The following is a 20423-nucleotide window of genomic DNA, read 5'->3' as shown; positions in this document are numbered from 1 at the left end:
TCAGGGCCGGGAAGCAGCAGCAACAGCGGTATTTTGTGCCTTCGCCAGCGCGGCGTGAACCACCTCCAGCGTCGGTGGATCAGCACCCTCGCGGGTGCAGTTGAGGGCGGCGGCGGTGGCAGCGAAGCTCATCACTTCGCGCCATGCGTCGTCGCCCAGCTCGCCGAGCTGGGCCGGCCGCTCGACGCCGTGCGCGAGCAGCGAGACCGACAACCCGGCCGTGAAGGTATCTCCCGCGCCGATGGTGTCGACCACCGTGACGCGCGGCGCGGCCACAGTCAGTGGCTCATGCCCCGTGCGCCAGAGCGTTGCGCCGTCGCCGCCGCGCGTGACGATCACGGCGCGCGCGCCGGCCTTCAGGCACTCTGCGGCCAGCGCATCGACCGGCTGGCCGGGCGCGAGCAGCGCCGCATCTTCGTCACTGAGCTTGACCAGGTCGGCCATGGCGAACCAGCCCGTGACACGCGCACGGTAGGCCTCCATGTCAGAAATCAGGCTCGGCCGCACGTTGGGGTCGAACACGATCACGCAGCGCTCCCTGTTCGCTGCGACGAGGTCGGTAATGCGCGTGGCGGCCGGGTCCTGCAGCAGCGAGATCGAGCCGAAGTGCAAAAAGCGGCAGTCCGCCGGCAACTGCGGCAGCGGCTCGGGCGCCCAGGTGGCGTCGGCGCTGCCGCGTGTGTAGAAGGCGTAGCGGTTGGTCTGCGGCGTGCGCTCGACAAAGGCCAGCGTCGAAGGCGCGCTGCTGCGCAGGATGAAGCTGGTGTCCACGCCGTTGCGTTGCAGGAAGCCCATCAGCCGTTCGCCAAAGAGGTCGGTCGACAACTGCGTGAGAAAACCGGTCGGCTGCCCGAGCCGCGCGCAGGCCACCGCGGTGTTGAGCGGCGAGCCGCCCTCGTGCCCGAGGAAAGCCAGGGTGCCCGCCTCGCTGGCGGTGAAATCGATGAGGGCTTCGCCCGTGAGTGCAATGCGCATGGTGTCTGGATTCTGGATCACGGCAAAGCTCGTGCATCGGCCAGGAAGCCGCGTTCGGCGGCCAGCGTGGCAGGATGGTCGAGCAGTTCGGCAAAAAGGCGCGGCGGGATGGTGATGGCTCCCACGCCGAGCCCCAGCAATGAAAGATACGCCTCGCGCGAACGAATGCTGGCCACCAGCAGCCGCGTGCCCGATGAGGGCCGCCGTGCGACCAGCGACTGCATCTGCCCGATCAGCGCCAGGCCGTTGATGCCGGAGTCATCGAGCCGCCCGAGGTACGGCGCCGCATAGGCCGCGCCCAATTGCGCAGCAAAGTGCGCCTGCTCGGGCGCATACACGGCGGTGAAGGTGACGGGCACGCCCTGCGCAATGAGCCGCGCGCCGGCATCGAGGCCCTGGCGTGTGGCGGGAATCTTGATGACCAGTTGGCCGCTGTCGAACTGCGGGAGCAGTGCTTGTGCGTCTTCGAGCATGCCGTCGACTTCGCTCGAATACACCTGCGCCTGCACCTGACGTGCGCCCAGTTCGATGCAGCGCTTGAGCAGGCCTGGCACTGCGGCGCGGCCGATGCCTGCGCGTTGCAGCAACGTCGGGTTCGTTGTCACGCCGTGCACTACGGGGTGCGGCAGGCAGGCCTTCAGCTCTGTCAGGTCGGCGCTGTCGAGGTACAGGTGGAAGTCTTCGCTCATCTCAGCTCATCACGTTACCGCCATCGACATTCAAAGTCTGCGCCGTGATGTAGCGCGCCTCGTCGCTGGCAAGAAATACCGCCGCCCCTGCAATGTCGCTCGGCACGCCCATGCGCCCGAGTGGCACTGCCAACCCCACCTGCCGCTTCTTCTCTCCGGGCGGCAGCCCTTCGGCCTTGGCGAACAGGCTGTCGACATGGTCCCACATCGGCGTATCGACCACACCGGGCGCAATGCCATTGACGCGGATGCCGTGCGGCGCCATGGCCAGCGCGGCGCTCTGCGTGTAGCTGATGACGGCCGCCTTGGTCGCGCAGTAGTGCGACACCAGCGCCTCGCCGCGGCGCCCTGCCTGCGATGCCATGTTGATGACCGATGCACCCTGCGTACCGGCTTCGACCATGTGGCGCAACACGGCCTGCATGACGAAGAACATGCCCTTCACGTTGACCGCGAACAGCCTGTCGAATGAGGCTTCGTCGCTGTCGAGCAGCGGTGCCAGGTCGAACACGGCCGCGTTGTTGAACAGCGTGTGGATGGGCCCGAAGGCCACCTGCGCCTCGGCCAGCATGTGCGCAATGGCCTGGGTGTCGGTGACGTCGGCTGCGATGTAGGCGAGCTTGTCGGGGTGATCCTGCTGCAGCGCTCGCACGGCTTCGGGCGCGGCGGTGGCGCGGTCGATCACGGTGCAGCGCGCGCCTTCGGCGATGCAGGCCTGCGCCACGGCCAGGCCGATGCCGCCACCCGCGCCGGTCAGCAGCACATGCCGGTCCTGAAGGCGCCCGCTCGTCATGGTCGGCTTTCCGCGGCGACGAAGCGCGCGACGCGTTCGCTGGCCCGCCGCACGGCATCGATCAGCCGGGCGTCGGCGGCAATGTTTCCCCACAGGCCCGCGTCCGAGCACAGTGCAACGACCGGGTCGGCCGCATCGCAGATCGCATGAGCCACGGCCTCGTCCATGCCCTGGTCCTGATAGACGTAGGGCAGCGCGCCCTTGTGCCAGCGCTGCAGGAACGCGAGGAACAGCGCCGGCAGCATCGCCACGCTGTCGACGGGCTGGCCCGCCGCCAGCCGCTCACGCACCGTCGGCGCGATGAAGCCCGGAATCTTCGAGAAGCCGTCCGCCGCCACGCGCTGGTTGGTGTCGCGGATGGCGGGGTTGCCGAAGCGGTCGAGCACCACGTCGCGATACGCCGCGAGGTCGATCGGGCTCGGGCTCAGGCAGGGAATGACGTCGTCGGTGACGTAGTCGAACGCCATCTTGCGGATGGCCGCGTTGTGCGTGCCTTCGTGGATGAAGTTCAGCCCCACCAGCGTGCTCGCCCAGGCGATGCAGCTGTGCGTGGCATTGAGGATGCGGATCTTGGCCTCTTCGTAAGGCTGCACCGATTCGACCAGCTCCACGCCCACGCGGCCCCAGTCAGGGCGTCCGGCCGCGAAGTTGTCTTCGATGACCCACTGGATGAAGCTCTCGCCGGTAACGGCTGCCGCATCGTCGCGGCCCGTGGCAGCCTTTACGCGCGCGCGCAGTTCGGGCGGCGGGCGCGGCGTGATGCGGTCGACCATCGCGTTCGGGCAGCGCGTGTTCGCGTTGACCCATGCCAGCAAATCGGCGTCGCCCGCCAGCTCGATGAACTCCAGCAGCCCGGCGCGGAAGCGGTCGCCGTTGTGGCGCAGGTTGTCGCAGTTCAGCAGCGTGACCGGGCCCGCCTTCGCGGCCTTGCGCGCGCGCAGGATCGCGCAGACGGCGCCGTAGATGGTCACTCCGTCGCCGCCGGCCTCGCCGCGACGCGCGCGTTCGACATCGGCCGCCAGGTCGCTGAACGACAGGTCGAGCTTGCTCTTGTCGTCGAGGTAGTAGCCAGCCTCGGTCACGGTGAATGACACGATGCGTGTTGACGGCGCCGCGCCGCGCGCGATCACGCCGGCCAGCGAGCGCTCCCAGGGCAGCACTTCGCGGATGGCTTCGACCTCCTCGTAGCGGTACTCGCCCGCGGGCGACACGGTTTCGAGCGTGTAGCGTCCGCCCTGCGCCTGCAGTGCAGCGACCACATCGGCCATGTCCGGCCGGATGTTGGCGCCCGATAGCGACCAGCGGGTGTCGCCCGCGTCGATCAGCCTCTGCAGGTACACCGCCTGGTGGGCGCGGTGGAATGAGCCAAGACCGAGGTGAAGCACCGTGAACTCCGTGAGAGCCGGTGGGATTTGCGCGATGGTCACGGGAATGTCCGTTGAAAAGACGGTAGAAGAAAAATGAAGGTCACGCGGCGACCGAACGGCCTTCGCGGTTGAAGAGATGCAGCACCGACGGGTCGAGCTCCACGGCCACGTCGTCGCCGGCCTGCAGCGGCGTGCGGTCGTTCTGGCGCGCGATGAGCGGCACTCCGCCCACGTCGACGTGGATGAGCGTGTCGGCGCCCAGCGCCTCGATCAGCTCGACGCGGCCCTGAACGTCGCTCACCGGCGCGCCCTGCTTCGGATGCACGCGCAGGCCCTCGGGGCGCACGCCCAGGAAGCCGTCGGCGGGCAGCTTGCCGCCTGTGGCGGCAGAGAAGCTGGGAATGGCATTCGCCGCCACCATGTTCATCGACGGCATGCCGATGAACTGCGCGACGAACTGGTTGGCCGGGTGGTCGTACAGCTCCAGCGGCGTGCCGACCTGCTCGATGAGCCCGTCTTTCAGCACCACCACGCGGTCGGCCAGCGTCATGGCCTCGACCTGGTCGTGCGTCACGTAGATGGTGGTCGCGCCGAGCGCACGGTGCAGCTTGTGGATTTCGACCCGCGTGTTGCCGCGCAGTGCCGCGTCGAGGTTCGACAGCGGCTCGTCGAACAGGAACACCTTGGGCGCACGCACGATGGCGCGGCCGATGGCCACGCGCTGGCGCTGGCCGCCCGACAGGTCTTTCGGTGTGCGGTCGAGGTACTGCGTAAGGTTGAGCGTCTTCGCCGCATGATCGACCTTGGTCTTGATCTCGCTCTTCGACACGCCCGCGAGCTTCAGCGCAAAGGACATGTTGTCGTACACGCTCATGTGCGGATAGAGCGCATAGCTCTGGAACACCATCGCAAGGTCGCGCTTGCCCGAAGGCGCCCAGGTGATGTCCTTGCCGTCGAGCAGCAGGTTGCCGCTGGTGATGGGCTCGAGCCCGGCAATCAGCCGCAGCAGCGTCGACTTGCCGCAGCCCGAAGGCCCGACGAAGACGATGAACTCGCCCTTCTGGATCTGCAGGTCGACGCCTTTGATGATGTTGACTTCACCAAAGCTCTTCTTGATGTTCTTGAGTTCGAGGTAGGCCATGAGATGTCTCCCTTTCTTTACTTGACGGCGCCGAAGGTCAGGCCTTGGACGAGTTGCTTCTGGCTGAACCAGCCGAACACGACGATGGGCGCAATGGCCATCAGCGAAGCCGCCGACAACTTGGCCCAGAACAGGCCCTCGGGGCTGGAGTACGAAGCGATCAGCGTGGCCAGCGTGCCGGCCTTGGCGGAGGTGAGGTTCAGCGCCCAGAAGGCCTCGTTCCAGCTCAGCACCAGGCACAGCAGGCCGGTCGATGCGAGCCCGCCCACCGACAGCGGCATCACGACGTGGCGGAACTCGGTCCAGAGGTTCGCGCCGTCCATGCGCGCGGCCTCGAGGATCTCGGGCGGAATATCTTTGTAGGCGCTGTAGAGCATCCACACCATGATCGGCAGGTTCGACAGCGTGAACACGATGGTCAGCGCGGTGAGCGAATCCAGCATGCCGGCGGTCTGCGCGATCACGTAGATCGGCACCAGCGCGCCCACGGCCGGCATCATCTTGGTGGAGAGCATCCACATCAGGATGTCGCGCGTCTTCTTCGTGCGGAAGAAGGCCATCGAGTACGCGGCAGGCGCCGCGATCAACAGGCCGAGGATGGTCGAGCCCAGGCTGGTGATGAGCGAGTTGCGCGCGTACAGCAGGTAGTCGCTGCGGCGCTGCACTTCGCTGAAGTTGCCGAGCGTGGGCTCGAAGATGAACAGCGGCGGCACGTGAATGGCCTGCAGCTCCGTCTTGAAGGCCGTGAGGAACAGCCAGCCGAGCGGAAAGAACAGCAGCAGCGTGACGGCCCACGCGCCCACGGTGCGAATGGCCTGGGGCAGGAAGTTGCTGGGGGCTTGTTGTTGTTGCATGACGTGTTGCTCCTCAATCGAGGTTCTTGCCGATGATCCGGATGAGGAACACGGCCACGATGTTGGCCAGCACCACCGCGAACAGTGCACCCGCAGAAGCCACGCCCACATCGAAGTTCATGAGCGACTGCTTGAAGAGCATGTAGGTCATGTTCGTGCTCTCGTTGCCCGGGCCACCGTTGGTAGTGATGGCGATCTCGGCGAACACGCTGAGCAGAAAGATCATCTCGATCATGATCACCACCGCCATGGGGCGCGCGAGGTGCGGAATGGTGAGATAGAAGAAGCGCTGGAACGAGCTTGCGCCGTCCATGCGCGCGGCTTCCATCTGCTCGCGGTCGAGCGACTGCAGCGAAGTGATGAAGATCAGGCAGGCAAACGGCAGCCACTGCCAGGCCACCATGATGATCACCGACAGCAGCGGCACGTCGGTGAGCCAGTCGACCGGCTGGGCGCCGAAGGCGCGCCACACGTCGGCCAGCACGCCGTAGATGGGGTTCATCATCATGTGCTTCCACAGCAGCGCATTGACCGCGGGCATGACGAAGAACGGCGAGATCAGCAGCACCCGCACGATGCCGCGCCCCGGGAAGGGCTCGTTCACCAGCAGCGCGAGCAGCACGCCAAACACCACCGTGATGACGATCACGCTGCCGATCAGCAGCAGCGTGTTCCACGTGGCCGGCCAGAAGTCCGGGTCGGTGATGAAGTAGTGAAAGTTCTCGATGCCCGCGAAGGTGCGTTCACCGGGCTGCATGAGGTTGTAGTTGACGAACGAGAAGTACAACGTCATCACGAGCGGCACGATCATCCAGAGGAAGAGCGTGAGCACCGCGGGCGCCATGAGGGCGCGGGGCAGGAGTCTTTTCATTTTGTGTTTCTCTCCGGGGGCTGTTGCCCCCTCTCCCGCTTGCGGGAGAGGGTTGGGGTGAGGGCAAGCGGCGTCGGCGACGCACGCGCTGCTGCCCCCTCACCCTGGCCCTCTCCCCGAGGGGAGAGGGGAAGGAAGCGGGTTACTTGTAGTACCCGGCCTTCTTCATCTCACGCTCAGCGGCCGTCTGCGAAGTCTTCAGCGCCTGGTCCACAGTGACCTTGCCCGACAGCGCCGCGCTCATCTGCTGCCCCACCGCCACGCCAATGGCCTGGAACTCCGGAATGGCCGCGTACTGCACACCGACGTACGGCGACTTCGGCAAGGTGCTGTCGGTGAGGTTCGCGCTGTCGATCGCCTTCTTCTCTGCAGCGGCGAACTTGGCGACCTTCTGGAACTCGGGGTTCGCATAGGTCGACTTGCGCGTGCCTGTCGGCACCGAGGCCCAGCCGGTTTCCTTGGCCACGAGGTTGATGTATTCCTTGGAGGTGGCCCACTTGATGAACTTCTGCGCCGCGTCGTCCTTGGTCGAGCTGGCCGGAATGGCGAGGTTCCACGACCACAGCCAGTTGGCGCCCTTCGGCGTGGAGGCGGTCGGCGCCTGCGCGAAGGCCACCTTGTCGGCCACCTTCGACTGCTTCGGATCGCTGATGAACGAGGCCGCGATGGTTGCGTCGACCCAGGCCGCGCACTTGCCTTCGTTGAAGAGGGCCAGGTTCTCGTTGAAGCTGTTGGCCGATGCGCCCGGAGGGCCGTCCTTCTTCATGATGTCGACGTAGAAGGTGATCGCGTCCTTCCAGGCCTTGGTGTCGATCTGCGGCTTCCACTGCATGTCGAACCACTGGCCGCCGTTGGTGTTGACCAGCGTGGTCAGGAAGGCCATGTTGTCGCCCCAGCCCGGCTTGCCGCGCAGGCACATGCCGTACACGCCCGCCTTCGGGTCGTTGGCCTTGTCGGCGAACTCCTTCACCTGCGCCCAGGTCGGCTGGTCGGAGAACTTCACGCCCACCTTGTCGGCCAGGTCCTTGCGGTACATGAGCATCGAGCTCTCGCCGTAGAAGGGCGCGGCGTAGAGCTTGCCGTCGGTCGACAGGCCGTCGCGGATGGCGGGCAGCAAGTCGTCGATGTCATAGGCGGCATCGGTGGCAATGGGCTTGAGCCAGCCCTTCTTCGACCAGATCGGCGTTTCGTACAGGCCGATGGTCATCACGTCGAACTGGCCACCCTTGGTGGCGATGTCGGTGGTCACGCGCTGGCGCAGCGTGCCTTCTTCCAGCGTGACCCACTTGAGCTTGATGTCGGGGTTTGCTTTTTCGAAGAAGGGGGTGAGCTTCTGCATCTCGATCATGTGGCCGTTGTTCACGGTCGCGATCACGAGTTCGGTGGCGGCCTGGGACACGACGCCCGAGCCGATGAGTGCGAGGACGAGGCCCGCTTTCAGAAAACGCTTCATGTTGTCTCCTAGAGGTGAGCGACGCCCTGTTGTGCCTGTCGGGTCGCCGTGGCCGGATTCTGGAGAAACGCGCTTGCGGTTTTGGTACTTCGATTGCCACTGCCGGTACTTTCATGCACCAGTTGGCTAGTGAATTCCCTAGTTGATGCAATACAGCATGGAAAACGGCAGTCCTAAGGCCTCAGGCGCCGCCCAGCAGCTGGCGGCGGAACTGCGCTGCCGCCGGCGACAGCGCCCGGTCTTCCCGCGTGATCAGGCAGATCGGCGGCACGCGCACCGGCAGCTCCACCGGCACGGTGCGCAGCACGCCCAATCGGGCGTAGTGGTTGGCCTGCGAGGCGGGCATCACGGCGGCCATGTCGGAGTTCTCCAGCAAGGCGGTGATGGCGATGGGCGATGCCGTTTCGATGATGTCGAGCCGGGCCTGGATGCCGGCCTCGCGCATCGCCGCCTCGAAGCGCCCACGCTGCGGCGAGCCCGGCGGCTGCAGCACCCACGACCAATTCGCCATGCCGGCCAGCGTGACGGTGGCGCGCTCGAATACCGGGTGCGCGGTGCGCACCACGACCACCATCGACTCGCCGAGCAGCGGCACGCTCGCGTACTTCGCCTCGTCGTGGCTCTCGGTGAGGCGGCCCAGCACGAGATCGACGTCGCCCTGCTCCAGCTGCGCCTGGATCACGTCGCTGGTTTCGACCACCACCGACACGGCCACCTGCGGATGGCGGCGGCGGTACTCCACCAGCGCCGGCGCCAGCAGTTCGGGCACAGCACCCGGCACACTGCCCACGCGCAGGGCACCGCTCAGGCCCGAGCGCAGGGCCAGCATCTCCTCGCGGGCGGAGCCGAAGTCGCTGAGCACGCGGCGGGCATAGCGGATGAGGATGTCGCCATAGGGCGTGGGCTCCATGCCGCGCGCCAGGCGCTCGAAGAGCTTTTCGCCGAGTGAATCTTCCAGCTGCTGCAGCAGCTTGGTGGCGGCGGGCTGGCTGATGTTCATGGCCTCGGCCGCCCGGCCAAGGTGGCGATGGGCATCGAGCCGGGCCAGCAGCAGCAGTTGGCGCGGCCGCACGTGGAGCATCAGCGAGGCATCGGTCAGTCCGGAAGTCATATGCAAAAGTATATGGAGCTTCAGGCTTTTACGATTGGATCGCGAGGGAGAAGCTCCGTACGCTCGGGCTCATTACAAGCAGGAGACACCCGATGAAATTTCCCTCTCTCGCCCGCGCGGCGGGGCTGGCTGCTGCCGCCCTGCTGGCCGTGTCAGCGGCCGGTGCGCAGTCGAGCTACCCCGACAAGCCGATGCGCATCATGGTCGGCGCCTCTCCCGGCGGCGGCACCGACATCCTGGCGCGCGTGCTGGCCGACAAGTTCTCGCCCGCGCTCAAGCAAACCGTGGTGGTCGAGAACCGGCCCGGCGCGTCCAACACCATCGCCGGCGAACTCACGGCCCGCGCACCGGCCGATGGCGCCACGCTGCTGCTGGCCACCAACACGGCGCAGGCGGTGGCACCCCACATCCTCAAGCTCAAGTACGACCCGCTGAAAGACCTGCAGCCCGTGGGCCTGGTGGCCGTGATGCCCAACGTGCTGGTGGTGTCAGCCAGCTCGCCCTACAAGTCGGTGAAGGACCTGGTGACGGCCATGGCGGCCAAGCCCGGTGGCTTCAAGTACGCCTCGTCGGGCATCGGCAGCACGCAGCACGTGGGCGGCGAGGCCTTCAACCTGGCCACCGGCATGAAGTCGATCCACGTGCCCTACAAGGGCAGCTCGCAGGCACACATCGACATCATCGCGGGCGAGGTCGACATGATGTTCGACAGCACCTCCTCGGCCATGGGCCAGATCAAGGCCGGCAAGTTCCGCGCATTGGCCGTGAGCGCACCGCAGCGCTCGCCCGAACTGCCCGACGTGCCCACGCTGGCCGAGCAGGGCATCAAGGGCGCAGACGTGTCCACCTGGTACGGCCTCTATGTCACGGCCGGCACGCCGCGCCCCGCGGTCGAGCGGCTGAGCGCCGAGCTCACACGCACGCTGAAGCTGGCCGACGTGCAGACGCGCATCAAGGCGCTGGGCGGCGAGCCCGGCGCGCTCACCGGTGAACCCTTTGCGGCGATGAACAGGCAGGAGTTCGACCACTACGGCCAGCTCGTGCGCGACGCCAACATCAAGGCCGAATGAGCCGGCCCCTTCCCTTTTCATTCAACCTGCATCCGAGCCACACCATGTCCACCACTACCAAGACCTCGAGCGTGATCTCCGCCAAACCCCGCATCGTCGTTCTGCTGGGCGACCCCAGCGGCGTCGGTCCCGAAATGGCCGTGAAACTGCTGGCGCGCCAGCGCAACCTGGACGCCGCGCGCGTGCTGCTGATTGCCGACCCGATCGTGCTGGCCGCTGGCGAGTGCGCAGCGGGCGTGAAGCTGGACCCGCTGCAAGTCGAGAACCTCGATTCGCTGCGCTTCGAGGACGGCCGCCCCAGCCTGCTCACGCGCGACTGGATGGAGGGCCTTGAGCCGGTGCTGGGCGAATCGAACGAACAGTCCGGCCGAGCCTCGTTCGAGGCGCTGGAGCTGGCCACGCTGGCGGTGCGGCGCGGGCAGGCTGAAGGCATTCTCTTTGCGCCGCTCAACAAGCATTCGCTGCGCCTGGGCGGCCTCGTGCATGAAGACGAGCTGCGCTACATGCAGGAGCGCTTCGCGGTGACGGGCTTCGTCTGCGAGTTCAACCTCACAGGATCGCTCTGGACCTCGCGCGTGACCTCGCACATTCCGCTGAAGGACGTGGCAAGCCACATCACTGTGCAAGGTGTGAGCGACGCCGTGAAGATCATCGCGTCGGCGCTGCGTCGCGCGGGCGTGGTGCATCCGCGCATCGCGGTGACGGGGCTCAACCCGCATGCGGGCGACGGGGGCTCCATCGGCATGGAAGAAATCGAGATCATCGCGCCCGCTGTCGAGCAACTGCGCGCCGAAGGCTTTGATGCGCGCGGCCCGTTCTCGCCCGACACGGTGTTCATCGGCGCGCGGCGCGGCGACGTCGATGCAGTGGTGTCGATGTACCACGACCAGGGCCAGATCGCGATGAAGCTCATGGGCTTCGAACAGGGCGTGACGCTGCATGGCGGCCTGCCGGTGCCGGTGGCCACGTCGGCCAGCGGCAGTGCCTTCGACATCGCAGGCCAGGGCATCGCGAAGATCGAAGGGCTGCAGCAGGCCTTCGACCTGTGCGTGCGCATGGCGAGCGGCGCGCCTGCGCGCACGGCCGCTCAGGCAGTCGCTGCGTGAGTCTCTCGGCAGGGGCAAACAAAAAGGGCCGCTTGCGCGGCCCTTTTTAAAAACTCAGGCGGTCGGTGGTTCGCCGTAGCTGTTGGACTCGGGCTGCGTCGGCTGCACGTAGAAGTAGATCAGCACGAGGTTGACGAGCGGAATGAGCGCCAGCAGCAGAAACCAGCCGCTCTTGCCGATGTCATGCAGGCGGCGCGCTCCCACGGCCAGCGCGGGAAGCAGCAGGGCCAGGGCCGCGATGCCGTACACGAACCGATGGATCAGGCTTGCCACGATGAGAATGACCAGCTGTCCAAGTACGAACCACCAGAACTCCGAGCGCGAGGCGCGCCCGCTGAAATCCACGTACTTGTTCAGACAGGTCTTGACCGCTGTTTGAAAATTCATTGATCGACTCCTCTTGATTGGTCCCAGGGAAATTTCCCCGGGCCATCATATAGATGCGTCTTTCAACGGCAAACTCGGCTAGAAGCGATAGCCGGCCTGCAAACAAACGGGTTATGAATTGGCTTGCAAGCGGCCCAATTCAGCTGCTCAGCCGCTTCAGCAGGCCCGCGGTCGATGCATCGAGCCCCATGACATCGCCCGATGCGAGGCGCGGTTCGATGTCCTTTGCGAGCACCTTGCCGAGCTCCACGCCCCACTGATCGAAGCTGTTGATGCCCCACAGCGCGCCGCTGGTGAACACGCGGTGCTCGTACATCGCAAGGAAGGCACCCAGCGATTCGGGCGTGAGCTTCTCGAACACGAAGAAGGTGCTCGGCCGGTTGCCCGGAAAGTTCTTGTGGCCGCCCTCGTCGAGCTTGCCCACCATCAGCGCCTGCGCTTGCGCGAGCGCATTGGCCAGCAACTTGGGGTGATGGCCTTCGAGGTCGTGCGAGGCGTCGCGCACCGCCACGAACTCGAGCGGGATCACGTCGGTGCCCTGGTGCAGCATCTGGAAGTAGGCGTGCTGCCCGTTGGTGCCGGGCTCGCCCCACAGCACAGGCGAAGTGCCGAAGGCCACCGGCTTGCCGCTGGCATCGACCTGCTTGCCGTTGCTTTCCATCTCCAGCTGCTGCAGGTAGGCCGGCACGCGCTTCAGCGCGCTGTGGTACGGCGCGATGCTGCGGCTCGTGAACTTGTGGAAGTTGCGATACCAGACGTCGAGCAGGCCCAGCCGCACCGGCAGGTTCTGCGCGAGCGGCGCGGTGCGGAAGTGCTCGTCCATTGCGTGCGCGCCCGCCAGCAGCCGGCGGAAGCCGTCGGCGCCAATGGCCAGCGCAATCGGCAGGCCGATGGCCGACCACAGCGAATAGCGCCCGCCCACCCAATCCCAGAAGCCGAAGGTGGTGTCGATGCCGAACTTCTTCGCCGCTTCCACATTGGTGGTGAGCGCCGCGAAGTGGCCTGCGATGTCGGTGCCGCCCGATTGCTCGTACCAGCGCTTGGCAGAAAGCGCATTGGTCATCGTCTCGGCCGTGGTGAAGGTCTTCGAGGCAATGAGGAACAGCGTGTGCTCGGGCGCGAGGCCCTGCAGCACGCCCGCCAGCTCATGGCCGTCGACGTTCGAGACGAAGTGAAAGCGCTTGCCCGGCGCGGCGAACTCGGCCAGCGCCAGCACCGCCATCTGCGGGCCGAGGTCAGAGCCGCCGATGCCGATGTTGACCACGTCGGTGATCGTGTGGTCGGCGCGCACCTTCTCGGCATAGGCCAGCATCGCGTCGAGCGTGGCGTGCACTTCGCGCAGCTCGTGCGCGGTCTTCGGGCCGGTGGGCGCATCGGCCGGCGCGCGCAGCAGCGTGTGCAGCACGGCGCGGTCTTCGGTGTTGTTGATGTGCTCGCCGGCGAACATGGCGTCGCGGTGCGCCTCGAGGCCGCATTCGCGGGCCAGCGCGAGCAGCAGCTCTTCAGTGCGCGCGTCGATCAGGTTCTTCGACAGGTCGGCGAAGACATACGGCGCCTCCTGGCTGAAGCGCGCGAAGCGGCCTGCGTCGTCGACGAAGGCATGGCGCACGTCGAACTGGCGGCCCGCGATTTCGAAGCTGGACTGCAGTTGCGCCCAGGCCGGCGCGCGATCGCATCGAAGGGTCATGGCCATGTTTACTTGCCGCTTTCCTGCATGAGCTTTTCGAGCTTCACGGCATCGGCCGCAAAGGCGCGGATGCCTTCGGCGAGCTTCTCGGTGGCCATGGCGTCTTCGTTCAGCGCAAAGCGGAAGCCCGCCTCGTCGTAGCTGACCTTGGCGACGTCGCCGCCGGCTGCCGCCTTGGCGTCGAGCGCGTGCTGCAGCGGCTCGTTGCTAGCGGCCAGCTCGGCCAGCAGCTCGGGGCTGATGGTCAGCAGGTCGCAGCCGGCGAGCGCCTGGATCTGTCCCACATTGCGGAAGCTCGCGCCCATGACTTCGGTCTTGATGCCGTGCTGCTTGTAGTAGTTGAAGATTTCGCGCACCGACTTCACGCCGGGGTCGTTCGCGCCGGCGCTCGCGGCTTCGTCCCACTTGGCGCCGGCCGACTTCTTGTACCAGTCGTAGATGCGCCCCACGAAGGGCGAGATGAGCTGCACTCCCGCAGCGCCGCAGGCCACGGCCTGCGCGAACGAGAACAGCAGCGTGAGGTTGGTGCGAATGCCCTTCTGCTCCAGGGCACGCGCCGCCTCGATGCCTTCCCAGGTGGAGGCCACCTTGATGAGCAGGCGCTTTTCGGTGTCGATGCCTTCGGCCTTGTAGAGCGCCACGATGCGCTCGCCGCGCGCAATGGTTGCGGCGGTGTCGAAGGACAGGCGGGCGTCGACTTCAGTGGACACGCGGCCCGGGATGATCGAGAGGATTTCGGTGCCGAAGCGCACCAGCAGGCGGTCGATGACCTCGTCGAGCGGCTTGCCCGCGTGCTTCTTCACGGTCTCGTCGAGCAGCGGCCGGTATTCGGGCTTCTGCACGGCCTTGAGGATCAGCGAGGGATTGGTAGTCGCGTCCTGTGGCTTGGAAACGCTGAGCTGCTTGAAGTCACCGGTGTCGGCGACGACGGTGGTCCATTGGCGGAGGGCATCGAGTTGGTTCATGAAATCATTATCCAGTGCGGGTTGTGACAAGTCCTGCACGCAGTTGCGCGTCGGCCGATGTTTTCATGCGCACCGTAGCACGGGTTTTCACGCGGCTCCATCGGCCTGATGCCCGTGTGGTTGTCGCCGCTGTCCGGCCTCCCCGCCCTACATCGCCTGTGGTCCGTGGCTGACGGGCGCGTGCCCTGCCCTTGGCTAGCCTGTTTTACGCCGAATGTCTTCATCCCTCAGGAGTGCCTCATGACCCCTCGCACGCGCGCCGACGCCACCACCGGCCGGCCTTTCGACGACCGCCGCACCAGTAGTGCGATCGGCGCAATGGCCACGGCCTTCGTCGTGGGCGGCGTGGCCACCTGGTTCGCCATGGACGCGGCGCGCACCGCACGCGCCCGGCCGGCCGGCCCGGCCGACGGCGCACCGCTGATGCGCGCGCCGCTGCAGGTGGTGGCGCCGGTCGATCTGCAGCGCTATGCGGGCATCTGGCACGAGCAAGCCCGCCTGCCGAACCGCTTCCAGAAACAATGCGCCGGCCCCGTGGTCGCCGAGTACACCCCGCAGCCTGGGGGCACCGTGCAGGTGCTCAATCGCTGCGTGCGGGAAGACGGCAACTTCGACGAGGCCATCGGTGCTGCCCGCGTGGTGCCGGTGGCAGGCCAGCCAGGCGCGGGCCGCCTCCAGGTGCGCTTTGCGCCAGCGTGGCTCGGCTGGCTGCCGATGGTCTGGGGTGACTACTGGATCCTGAAGCTCGACCGCGACTATCAGGTTTCGCTGGTCGGCACGCCCGACCGCCAATACCTGTGGGTGCTATCGCGCGCGCCGCGCCTGGACGAGGCCGTGCTGCGCGCGGAGCTGGACTACGCCCGCAGCCTGGGGTTCGACACCGACAAGGTGGTGCTCACCGGCAGGTAGCGCTGCAGCTGCGACGGCAGCACGGCCGGCGCGGTGCAATGAATGGCGTGCCAGCCGAAGGCACGCGCCGCCTCCACGTTGGCAGCCGAATCGTCGATGAACACGGTCTGTGCCGGGTCGAGGCGGTAGCGCATCGCCAGCACTTCGTAGATCTCGCGCTCGGGCTTGAGGAACTTCACGTCACCCGAGAACACGCCACCGTCGAAGCGCTGCATGAATGTGTGCCGGCGCTCGATGGCGCGGGCGTACGGTGCGGGCATGTTCGACAGGTAGTACAGGCGCAGCGGCTGGCCGGCTTCGCGGTGGGCGATCAGCTGTTCGAGCATGTCGACCGTGACGCCGATCGGCTCCAGCCGCTCGCCCAGCCCTTCGAGCATGGCGTGAAGCGGCCCGGCCGGCAGCGACAGCCGCGCCGTCATGCGGGCGATGGCGTCGTCCAGCGTGCGGGTGCCGCAGTCGAAACCCGTCCAGTCGTCGTGATGAAAAAGCGCCCTGCCCAGGGCCGCCGCAGCGGCTTCAGTGGGTGCGTGTTGGGCGAGATGGGCCTGTACCAGCCGTGTGGGCTCCCATGCGAACAGCACGGCGCCCAAGTCGAAAACCACGTTCATGGCGCCATTGTTTCATGCGCCGGGCACCACGCTCACGCCATGGGCTCCCAGGGACAGCGTGGCCTGCGCGCCGGCAGCCAGCGGGCGGGACAGGTCGGTCGACACCACGAAGACCGGCCCCAGGGTGGTGTCGAAGCCGTATTCGTAGAAGCTGCCGAGGTAGGCGGCCTTGCGCAGCGTGGCCGGAAGGCCGTCCGCCGCGCCAATGGCGCCGATCTGCCAGGCTTCGGGCCGCACCGCCACCTTCACCGTGCCGGGCGCCACCGCATAGCGCGGCTGCAGGCGCAGCGGGCCGAGCGCCACGCTGCCGTCGGCTTGCGCCGTGGCGGGAAACACCATCGCCTCGCCCATGAAGCCGGCGACGAACTCGCTCTCCGGTCGCCCGTAGAGTTGCTCGGGCGTGCCGCGCTGGGCAATCACGCCGTGGTCCATCACGATGATCTGGTCGCTCACGGCCAGCGCCTCGCTCTGGTCGTGCGTGACGTAGGCCACCGTGAGCTTCAGCCGCTGCTGCAGCGCGCGGATCTCCTCGCGCATCTCGCGGCGCAGCCGGGCGTCGAGGTTCGACAGCGGCTCGTCGAACAGCAGCACCGCCGGTTCGAGCACCAGCGCGCGCGCCAGCGCCACGCGCTGCTGCTGGCCGCCCGAAAGCTCGCTGGGCAGGCGCTCGTCGAAGCCGACCAGGCCCACGCCTCGCAGCGCCTCGCGTGCCCGCGACGTGGCCTCGTCCTTCTTCACGCCGCTCATGCGCAGGCCGTAGCTCACGTTCTCGATCACGTTCATGTGCGGGAACAGCGCGTAGCTCTGGAACATCATGCTGACGTTGCGCTCGGCCGGGCCGAGCGTGGTGACGTCGCGCCCGCCCATGAAGATCGAGCCCGAGGTCGGCGATTCGAGCCCCGCGATCATCCGCAGCGTGGTCGTCTTGCCGCAGCCCGAGGGCCCGAGGATGGTGGTGAGCGTGCCCACCGGTACTTCGAAGCTGATGCCCTTGACGGCCAGCGGCGCGTTCTTGTCGGCGCCGTAGCGCTTGGTGACGTTGCGGAATTCGATGCCGTTGCTCATGTCTGGTTCTCTCGTTTCAATGCACGGGCGCGGGCACAACCGGCACACCCGCCTTGCGCCGCCCAAGCTTGCGCTCCCCGACCACCCACTGCACCAGCGCAATGGCCAGCGACATCAGGATCATGAGCACCGTGCAGTACGCCAGCGCGATGCCGTAGTCGCCGTTGCCGACGCGGCCGATGATGTAGGTGGTGGCCAGCTCGTTCTCCGCCGTGACCAGGAAGATCACCGCGCTCACCGTCGTCATGGCACGCACGAAGCTGTAGACCAGCGCGGCCACCAGCGCGGGTTTGAGCAGCGGCAGCACCACCTTGAAGAGCGTCTGCGAGGTCGAGGCGCGCAGCACCAGCGAGGCCTCGTCGAGCGAGCGGTCCAGCTGCTTGAAGGCGGCCGTGCCAGCCCGCACGCCCACCGGCAGGTTCCGGAACATGAAGCACAGCACGATGATGAGCCCCGTGCCCGTGAGCTCGAAAGGCGGCACGTTGAAAGCCAGGATGTAGCTCACGCCCAGCACCGTGCCCGGAATGGCAAAGGCCAGCAGCGCACCGAACTCAAACAGCCCCTGCCCCCTGAACTCGTTGCGCGCCAGCAGCCACGCAATCAGCAGGCCCAGCGCCGCGGTAATGGGCGCCGAGATGCCCGCCAGCTTGAGTGTGGTGATCAGCGAGTTCCACGCCGTGCCAGCCCACACCAACCCGAACTGCCCCCACTCGAGCGCAAACGCGTTCTTGAAGTGGTTCAGCGTGAAGCTGTAGTCGCGTCCCCAGGTCTGCACGAAGCCGCCCGCGAAGGCGAACAGGTACACCACGGCGGTAAACGCGATCCACGGCAAGGCAATGCAGTAGATGGTGCGGCGCACGCCGTCGGGCAGCGCCATCGCGATGCCGGCGTCGCCCTTGCCGCTCACGGTGGTGTAGTTCTGCTTGCCCAGCACGCCGCGCTGCAGCGCGAATACGCCGAGCGCGAACAGCGTGAGCACCCAGGCCAGCGAGGCCGCACGGCCCTGGTCATACTGCGCGCCGACGATGGCAAAGAAGATATCGGTCGACAGCACCGAGAACTGCCCGCCCACCACCACCGGGTTGCCGAAGTCGGCAATGCTCTCGATGAAACCCACCAGGAAGGCGTTGGCCAGCCCCGGCTTCAAGAGCGGCAGCGTGATGGTGAAGAAGGTGCGCCGGCGGTCGGCGCGCAGCATCTGCGCGGCTTCCTCGAGGCTGGGCGCAATGCCCTGCACCACGCCGCGCATGATCATGAAGGCGATGGGCGTGAACGCGAACAGCTGCGCCACCAGCACGCCCGGCATGCCGTAGAACCAGCGCGTGGGCTCGATGCCGAACACGTTCTCCAGCACCTGGTTGACGATGCCGGCGCGGCCGAACAGCAAGATGAGCCCGAGGCCCACCACGAAGGGCGGCGTGATGATCGGCAGCAACGCCAGCACCCGCAGCGCGCCCTGCCCGCGCTTGCTGCCGCGCTCGGCCATCAGCGCCATCAGCGTGCCGAGGAAGGTGGTGCCGGCAGCCGTGAGCAGGGCCAGCACCAGCGTGTTCCACGCCACGCCGCAGCGCACGCCGCCGGAGAGGCAGCCAAGGCCCCAGATGCGCTCGGTGAACACGCGCGCGACGAACGCGGTGATCGACCACTGCCCGTCCTCATTGAAGAACGCACCGGACAACGCCTTGCTCACCGGATAGGCAATGAACAGCGCCATCAGCACGCCGCAGCCGATGACCGCGGCGGACACGAACAGGTCGCCCTTGAAGAGACCCAGCCGCGCAATGCCGAAGGCCGCCAGCAGCACCAGCGCGGTGAGCGCCACGAAGCCGCCCGCGCCGATGCCGAACTGGTTGATGGCCAGCTCGCCGAACTGCGCGTTGAGCGCCGCAAAGCTCCAGCCCCGCGCGCCGATGGCAAAGCCCGTGACGGCAAGCCCGATGGCACCGATCGCGCCGCCCGCCAGCAACCAGCGCCCTTGTGCCCGCCCCGCCGGCAGCCACGCGCCCACGGCGCACATCACCAGCCCCGCAAGGCCGATGAAGAGCCAGCTGCGGCCCTGCGTAGCCGCCTGCATCAGGCCGTTGGCGCCCTCCGCCTGGCCGAAGACCTGCGGAACGGCTTCGTACCAGGTGGCATCCTGAATCGCATACCAAGGCAGCAGCAGGTACGCCGCAAGGCCCAGCGCGACCCACGCCCAGATCCAGCGCCGCGAGCGCCGGATGGCAGCCAGCGACGCCGGATTGACCGGCGCGCTTTCAGCGACTGAACGCGCTTCCACTTAACGCGGCAGCGAATTGACGTCTTTTTCCCAGCGCGCAATCAGGCGGCGGCGCTCGACGCTGGCGCCGTACTTGGCGTAGTCGTAGTTGATGAACTTGATCTTCTTGAAATCGGGAATGCGCGGGTCGAGCTTGGCGTTGATGTTGCTCGGCAGCTGGAACTGCTTGTTGGCAGCGCCCAGCTCCTGCGCAGCGGGCGTCAGTGCCCATTCGTAGAACTTCTTGGCGGCATCGAGGTTGCGCGCGCCCTTGATGATGCTCATGGAGCCGATCTCGGCGCCGGTGCCGTCGCTCGGCGTGATGGTCTCGACCGGAAAGCCCTGCATCTTCTCGCCGGGGCCGTCATGCACGAAGCTGATGGAGATGGCGGTTTCGCCGCGTGCCACCGCCTTGATCGGGCCGGTACCCGAGCGGGTGTACTGGCCCACGTTCTTGTGCAGCGCCTTGAGGTAGTCGAAGGCCTTGTCCTCGCCCATCATCTGAACCAGCGTGGCGATCATGGTGTAGGCCGTGCCGCTCGATGCGGGGTTGGCCACCTGGATGTCGCCCTTGTACTCGGGCTTGAGCAGGTCGGCCCAGGTCTTGGGCACCGGCAGCTTCTTCTTGGCCAGCAGCTCGGGGTTGTAGCCGAAGCCCAGCGGGCCCGAATAGATGCCGACCGTCTTGTAGCCCGACTGCTTGGCCTGCTGCTGGGCCCAGGGGTGCAGCTGCGACAGCGTGGGCGACTTGTATTCGAGCGTGAGCCCCTGCTCGGCCGCCTGCAGGTGCGGATCGCCGGTGCCACCGAACCAGATGTCGGTCTTGGGGTTGTCCTTCTCGGCAATCAGCTGGGCCAGCGCTTCGCCCGAGCCCTTGAGCGCCATGTTGATGCGCACGCCGGTGGTACGGGCATAGACGGTGGAGATCACGTTGCACCATTCGGCCTGCACCGAGCAGATCACGTTGACGGTCTGGGCCGACGCGGCGGCCGACAGGCCGAGCAGCGCGGCTGCGGTGAGAATCTTGCTCTTCATTGGGTCTCTCCACCTCTGTGCAATAAAAAAAGGCCTCGCGGCCATGGGGCAGCGTAGCTTTAGTACAGGTCTCTTGAATC

General features: G+C 66.7%; 19 protein-coding genes. 3 read left to right on the top strand and 16 right to left on the bottom strand.

The features are described 5' to 3' along the window. The 9 genes from ACSFCA_RS35325 to ACSFCA_RS35285 form a co-directional block, all read right to left on the bottom strand. On the bottom strand, positions 1-975 hold the full coding sequence (locus ACSFCA_RS35325; RefSeq protein WP_435460919.1) for a carbohydrate kinase family protein: 975 nt from the start codon (positions 973-975) through the stop codon (positions 1-3). A 17-nt stretch (positions 976-992) separates the two neighbouring features. Continuing rightward, positions 993-1664, bottom strand: a complete 672-nt coding sequence (locus ACSFCA_RS35320) for a transaldolase family protein (RefSeq protein ID WP_435460920.1) — start codon at positions 1662-1664, stop codon at positions 993-995. A gap of 1 nt (position 1665) precedes the next feature. Next, complete coding sequence (locus ACSFCA_RS35315; RefSeq protein ID WP_097199999.1) at positions 1666-2457, bottom strand: L-iditol 2-dehydrogenase; 792 nt, start codon at positions 2455-2457, stop codon at positions 1666-1668. Beyond that, complete coding sequence (gene dalD / locus ACSFCA_RS35310) at positions 2454-3842, bottom strand: D-arabinitol 4-dehydrogenase (RefSeq protein WP_435461133.1); 1389 nt, start codon at positions 3840-3842, stop codon at positions 2454-2456. Before dalD ends, ACSFCA_RS35315 begins: the two co-directional genes overlap by 4 nt. An 82-nt stretch (positions 3843-3924) precedes the next feature. Continuing rightward, positions 3925-4965, bottom strand: coding sequence for an ABC transporter ATP-binding protein (locus ACSFCA_RS35305; RefSeq protein ID WP_093048388.1), 1041 nt, complete (start codon positions 4963-4965; stop codon positions 3925-3927). Between the two features lie 17 nt (positions 4966-4982). Then, a complete protein-coding gene (locus ACSFCA_RS35300) occupies positions 4983-5819 on the bottom strand; it encodes a carbohydrate ABC transporter permease (protein ID WP_093075940.1) in 837 nt (278 codons plus the stop codon). A 13-nt stretch (positions 5820-5832) separates the two neighbouring features. Next, positions 5833-6690, bottom strand: coding sequence for a carbohydrate ABC transporter permease (locus ACSFCA_RS35295; protein ID WP_435460921.1), 858 nt, complete (start codon positions 6688-6690; stop codon positions 5833-5835). A 142-nt stretch (positions 6691-6832) separates the two neighbouring features. After that, positions 6833-8143, bottom strand: a complete 1311-nt coding sequence (locus tag ACSFCA_RS35290; RefSeq protein ID WP_435460922.1) for an ABC transporter substrate-binding protein — start codon at positions 8141-8143, stop codon at positions 6833-6835. Between the two features lie 181 nt (positions 8144-8324). Next, positions 8325-9254 carry a LysR family transcriptional regulator gene (locus ACSFCA_RS35285; protein ID WP_435460923.1) on the bottom strand — a complete coding sequence of 310 codons (930 nt, stop codon included), beginning with the start codon at positions 9252-9254 and terminating at the stop codon, positions 8325-8327. A gap of 92 nt (positions 9255-9346) precedes the next feature. Between ACSFCA_RS35285 and ACSFCA_RS35280 the strand changes: the two genes are divergently transcribed. Next, positions 9347-10324 (top strand): Bug family tripartite tricarboxylate transporter substrate binding protein, encoded by a 978-nt coding sequence (locus tag ACSFCA_RS35280; protein ID WP_093048377.1) that lies wholly within the window; start codon positions 9347-9349, stop codon positions 10322-10324. Positions 10325-10368: 44 nt separating this feature from the next. After that, positions 10369-11430 (top strand): 4-hydroxythreonine-4-phosphate dehydrogenase PdxA, encoded by a 1062-nt coding sequence (locus ACSFCA_RS35275; RefSeq protein ID WP_435460924.1) that lies wholly within the window; start codon positions 10369-10371, stop codon positions 11428-11430. Positions 11431-11484: 54 nt separating this feature from the next. Here the strand turns inward: ACSFCA_RS35275 and ACSFCA_RS35270 are convergent, their stop codons facing one another. The 3 genes from ACSFCA_RS35270 to tal form a co-directional block, all read right to left on the bottom strand. After that, positions 11485-11817, bottom strand: a complete 333-nt coding sequence (locus ACSFCA_RS35270) for a DUF805 domain-containing protein (protein ID WP_093048371.1) — start codon at positions 11815-11817, stop codon at positions 11485-11487. Between the two features lie 139 nt (positions 11818-11956). Continuing rightward, positions 11957-13510 carry a glucose-6-phosphate isomerase gene (gene pgi, locus ACSFCA_RS35265; protein ID WP_435460925.1) on the bottom strand — a complete coding sequence of 518 codons (1554 nt, stop codon included), beginning with the start codon at positions 13508-13510 and terminating at the stop codon, positions 11957-11959. Positions 13511-13512: 2 nt separating this feature from the next. Continuing rightward, positions 13513-14469 (bottom strand): transaldolase, encoded by a 957-nt coding sequence (tal, locus tag ACSFCA_RS35260; protein WP_093075945.1) that lies wholly within the window; start codon positions 14467-14469, stop codon positions 13513-13515. A gap of 240 nt (positions 14470-14709) precedes the next feature. Here tal and ACSFCA_RS35255 point away from each other — a divergent pair, with 240 nt between their 5' ends. Continuing rightward, positions 14710-15378, top strand: coding sequence for a lipocalin family protein (locus ACSFCA_RS35255; RefSeq protein ID WP_258351049.1), 669 nt, complete (start codon positions 14710-14712; stop codon positions 15376-15378). Here ACSFCA_RS35255 and ACSFCA_RS35250 read toward each other — a convergent pair. The 4 genes from ACSFCA_RS35250 to ACSFCA_RS35235 are packed head-to-tail and all read right to left on the bottom strand — an operon-like array spanning position 15324 to position 20343. After that, positions 15324-15986 carry an HAD family hydrolase gene (locus ACSFCA_RS35250; protein ID WP_258351050.1) on the bottom strand — a complete coding sequence of 221 codons (663 nt, stop codon included), beginning with the start codon at positions 15984-15986 and terminating at the stop codon, positions 15324-15326. The two genes, ACSFCA_RS35255 and ACSFCA_RS35250, sit on opposite strands and share 55 nt — an antisense overlap. Positions 15987-15998: 12 nt before the next feature. After that, entirely contained in the window at positions 15999-17051 is a 1053-nt protein-coding gene (locus ACSFCA_RS35245) for an ABC transporter ATP-binding protein (protein WP_258351051.1), read from the bottom strand. 16 nt (positions 17052-17067) lie between these two features. Next, a complete protein-coding gene (locus ACSFCA_RS35240; protein WP_435460926.1) occupies positions 17068-19329 on the bottom strand; it encodes an ABC transporter permease in 2262 nt (753 codons plus the stop codon). Continuing rightward, the gene (locus ACSFCA_RS35235; protein ID WP_435460927.1) at positions 19330-20343 is read right to left on the bottom strand and encodes an ABC transporter substrate-binding protein; all 1014 of its coding nucleotides are present in this window, start codon (positions 20341-20343) and stop codon (positions 19330-19332) included. Positions 20344-20423: the final 80 nt, after the last annotated feature.

Source organism: Variovorax multivorans, assembly GCF_051216835.1.
GTDB lineage: Bacteria > Pseudomonadota > Gammaproteobacteria > Burkholderiales > Burkholderiaceae_C > Variovorax.
The sequence above is the reverse complement of the archived record's forward strand: the minus strand, read 5'-3'. Positions and strand labels throughout refer to the sequence as shown.

Coding starts and splice junctions, on each gene's coding strand:
- ACSFCA_RS35315 (WP_097199999.1), bottom strand. CDS start 2,457: ATGACGAGCGGGCGCCTTCAGGACCGGCATGTGCTGCTGACCGGCGCG.
- ACSFCA_RS35305 (WP_093048388.1), bottom strand. CDS start 4,965: ATGGCCTACCTCGAACTCAAGAACATCAAGAAGAGCTTTGGTGAAGTC.
- ACSFCA_RS35250 (WP_258351050.1), bottom strand. CDS start 15,986: ATGAACGTGGTTTTCGACTTGGGCGCCGTGCTGTTCGCATGGGAGCCC.
- ACSFCA_RS35285 (WP_435460923.1), bottom strand. CDS start 9,254: ATGACTTCCGGACTGACCGATGCCTCGCTGATGCTCCACGTGCGGCCG.
- ACSFCA_RS35275 (WP_435460924.1), top strand. CDS start 10,369: ATGTCCACCACTACCAAGACCTCGAGCGTGATCTCCGCCAAACCCCGC.
- pgi (WP_435460925.1), bottom strand. CDS start 13,510: ATGGCCATGACCCTTCGATGCGATCGCGCGCCGGCCTGGGCGCAACTG.
- ACSFCA_RS35320 (WP_435460920.1), bottom strand. CDS start 1,664: ATGAGCGAAGACTTCCACCTGTACCTCGACAGCGCCGACCTGACAGAG.
- ACSFCA_RS35280 (WP_093048377.1), top strand. CDS start 9,347: ATGAAATTTCCCTCTCTCGCCCGCGCGGCGGGGCTGGCTGCTGCCGCC.
- ACSFCA_RS35290 (WP_435460922.1), bottom strand. CDS start 8,143: ATGAAGCGTTTTCTGAAAGCGGGCCTCGTCCTCGCACTCATCGGCTCG.
- ACSFCA_RS35295 (WP_435460921.1), bottom strand. CDS start 6,690: ATGAAAAGACTCCTGCCCCGCGCCCTCATGGCGCCCGCGGTGCTCACG.
- ACSFCA_RS35245 (WP_258351051.1), bottom strand. CDS start 17,051: ATGAGCAACGGCATCGAATTCCGCAACGTCACCAAGCGCTACGGCGCC.
- ACSFCA_RS35300 (WP_093075940.1), bottom strand. CDS start 5,819: ATGCAACAACAACAAGCCCCCAGCAACTTCCTGCCCCAGGCCATTCGC.
- ACSFCA_RS35270 (WP_093048371.1), bottom strand. CDS start 11,817: ATGAATTTTCAAACAGCGGTCAAGACCTGTCTGAACAAGTACGTGGAT.
- ACSFCA_RS35325 (WP_435460919.1), bottom strand. CDS start 975: ATGCGCATTGCACTCACGGGCGAAGCCCTCATCGATTTCACCGCCAGC.
- tal (WP_093075945.1), bottom strand. CDS start 14,469: ATGAACCAACTCGATGCCCTCCGCCAATGGACCACCGTCGTCGCCGAC.
- ACSFCA_RS35255 (WP_258351049.1), top strand. CDS start 14,710: ATGACCCCTCGCACGCGCGCCGACGCCACCACCGGCCGGCCTTTCGAC.
- ACSFCA_RS35235 (WP_435460927.1), bottom strand. CDS start 20,343: ATGAAGAGCAAGATTCTCACCGCAGCCGCGCTGCTCGGCCTGTCGGCC.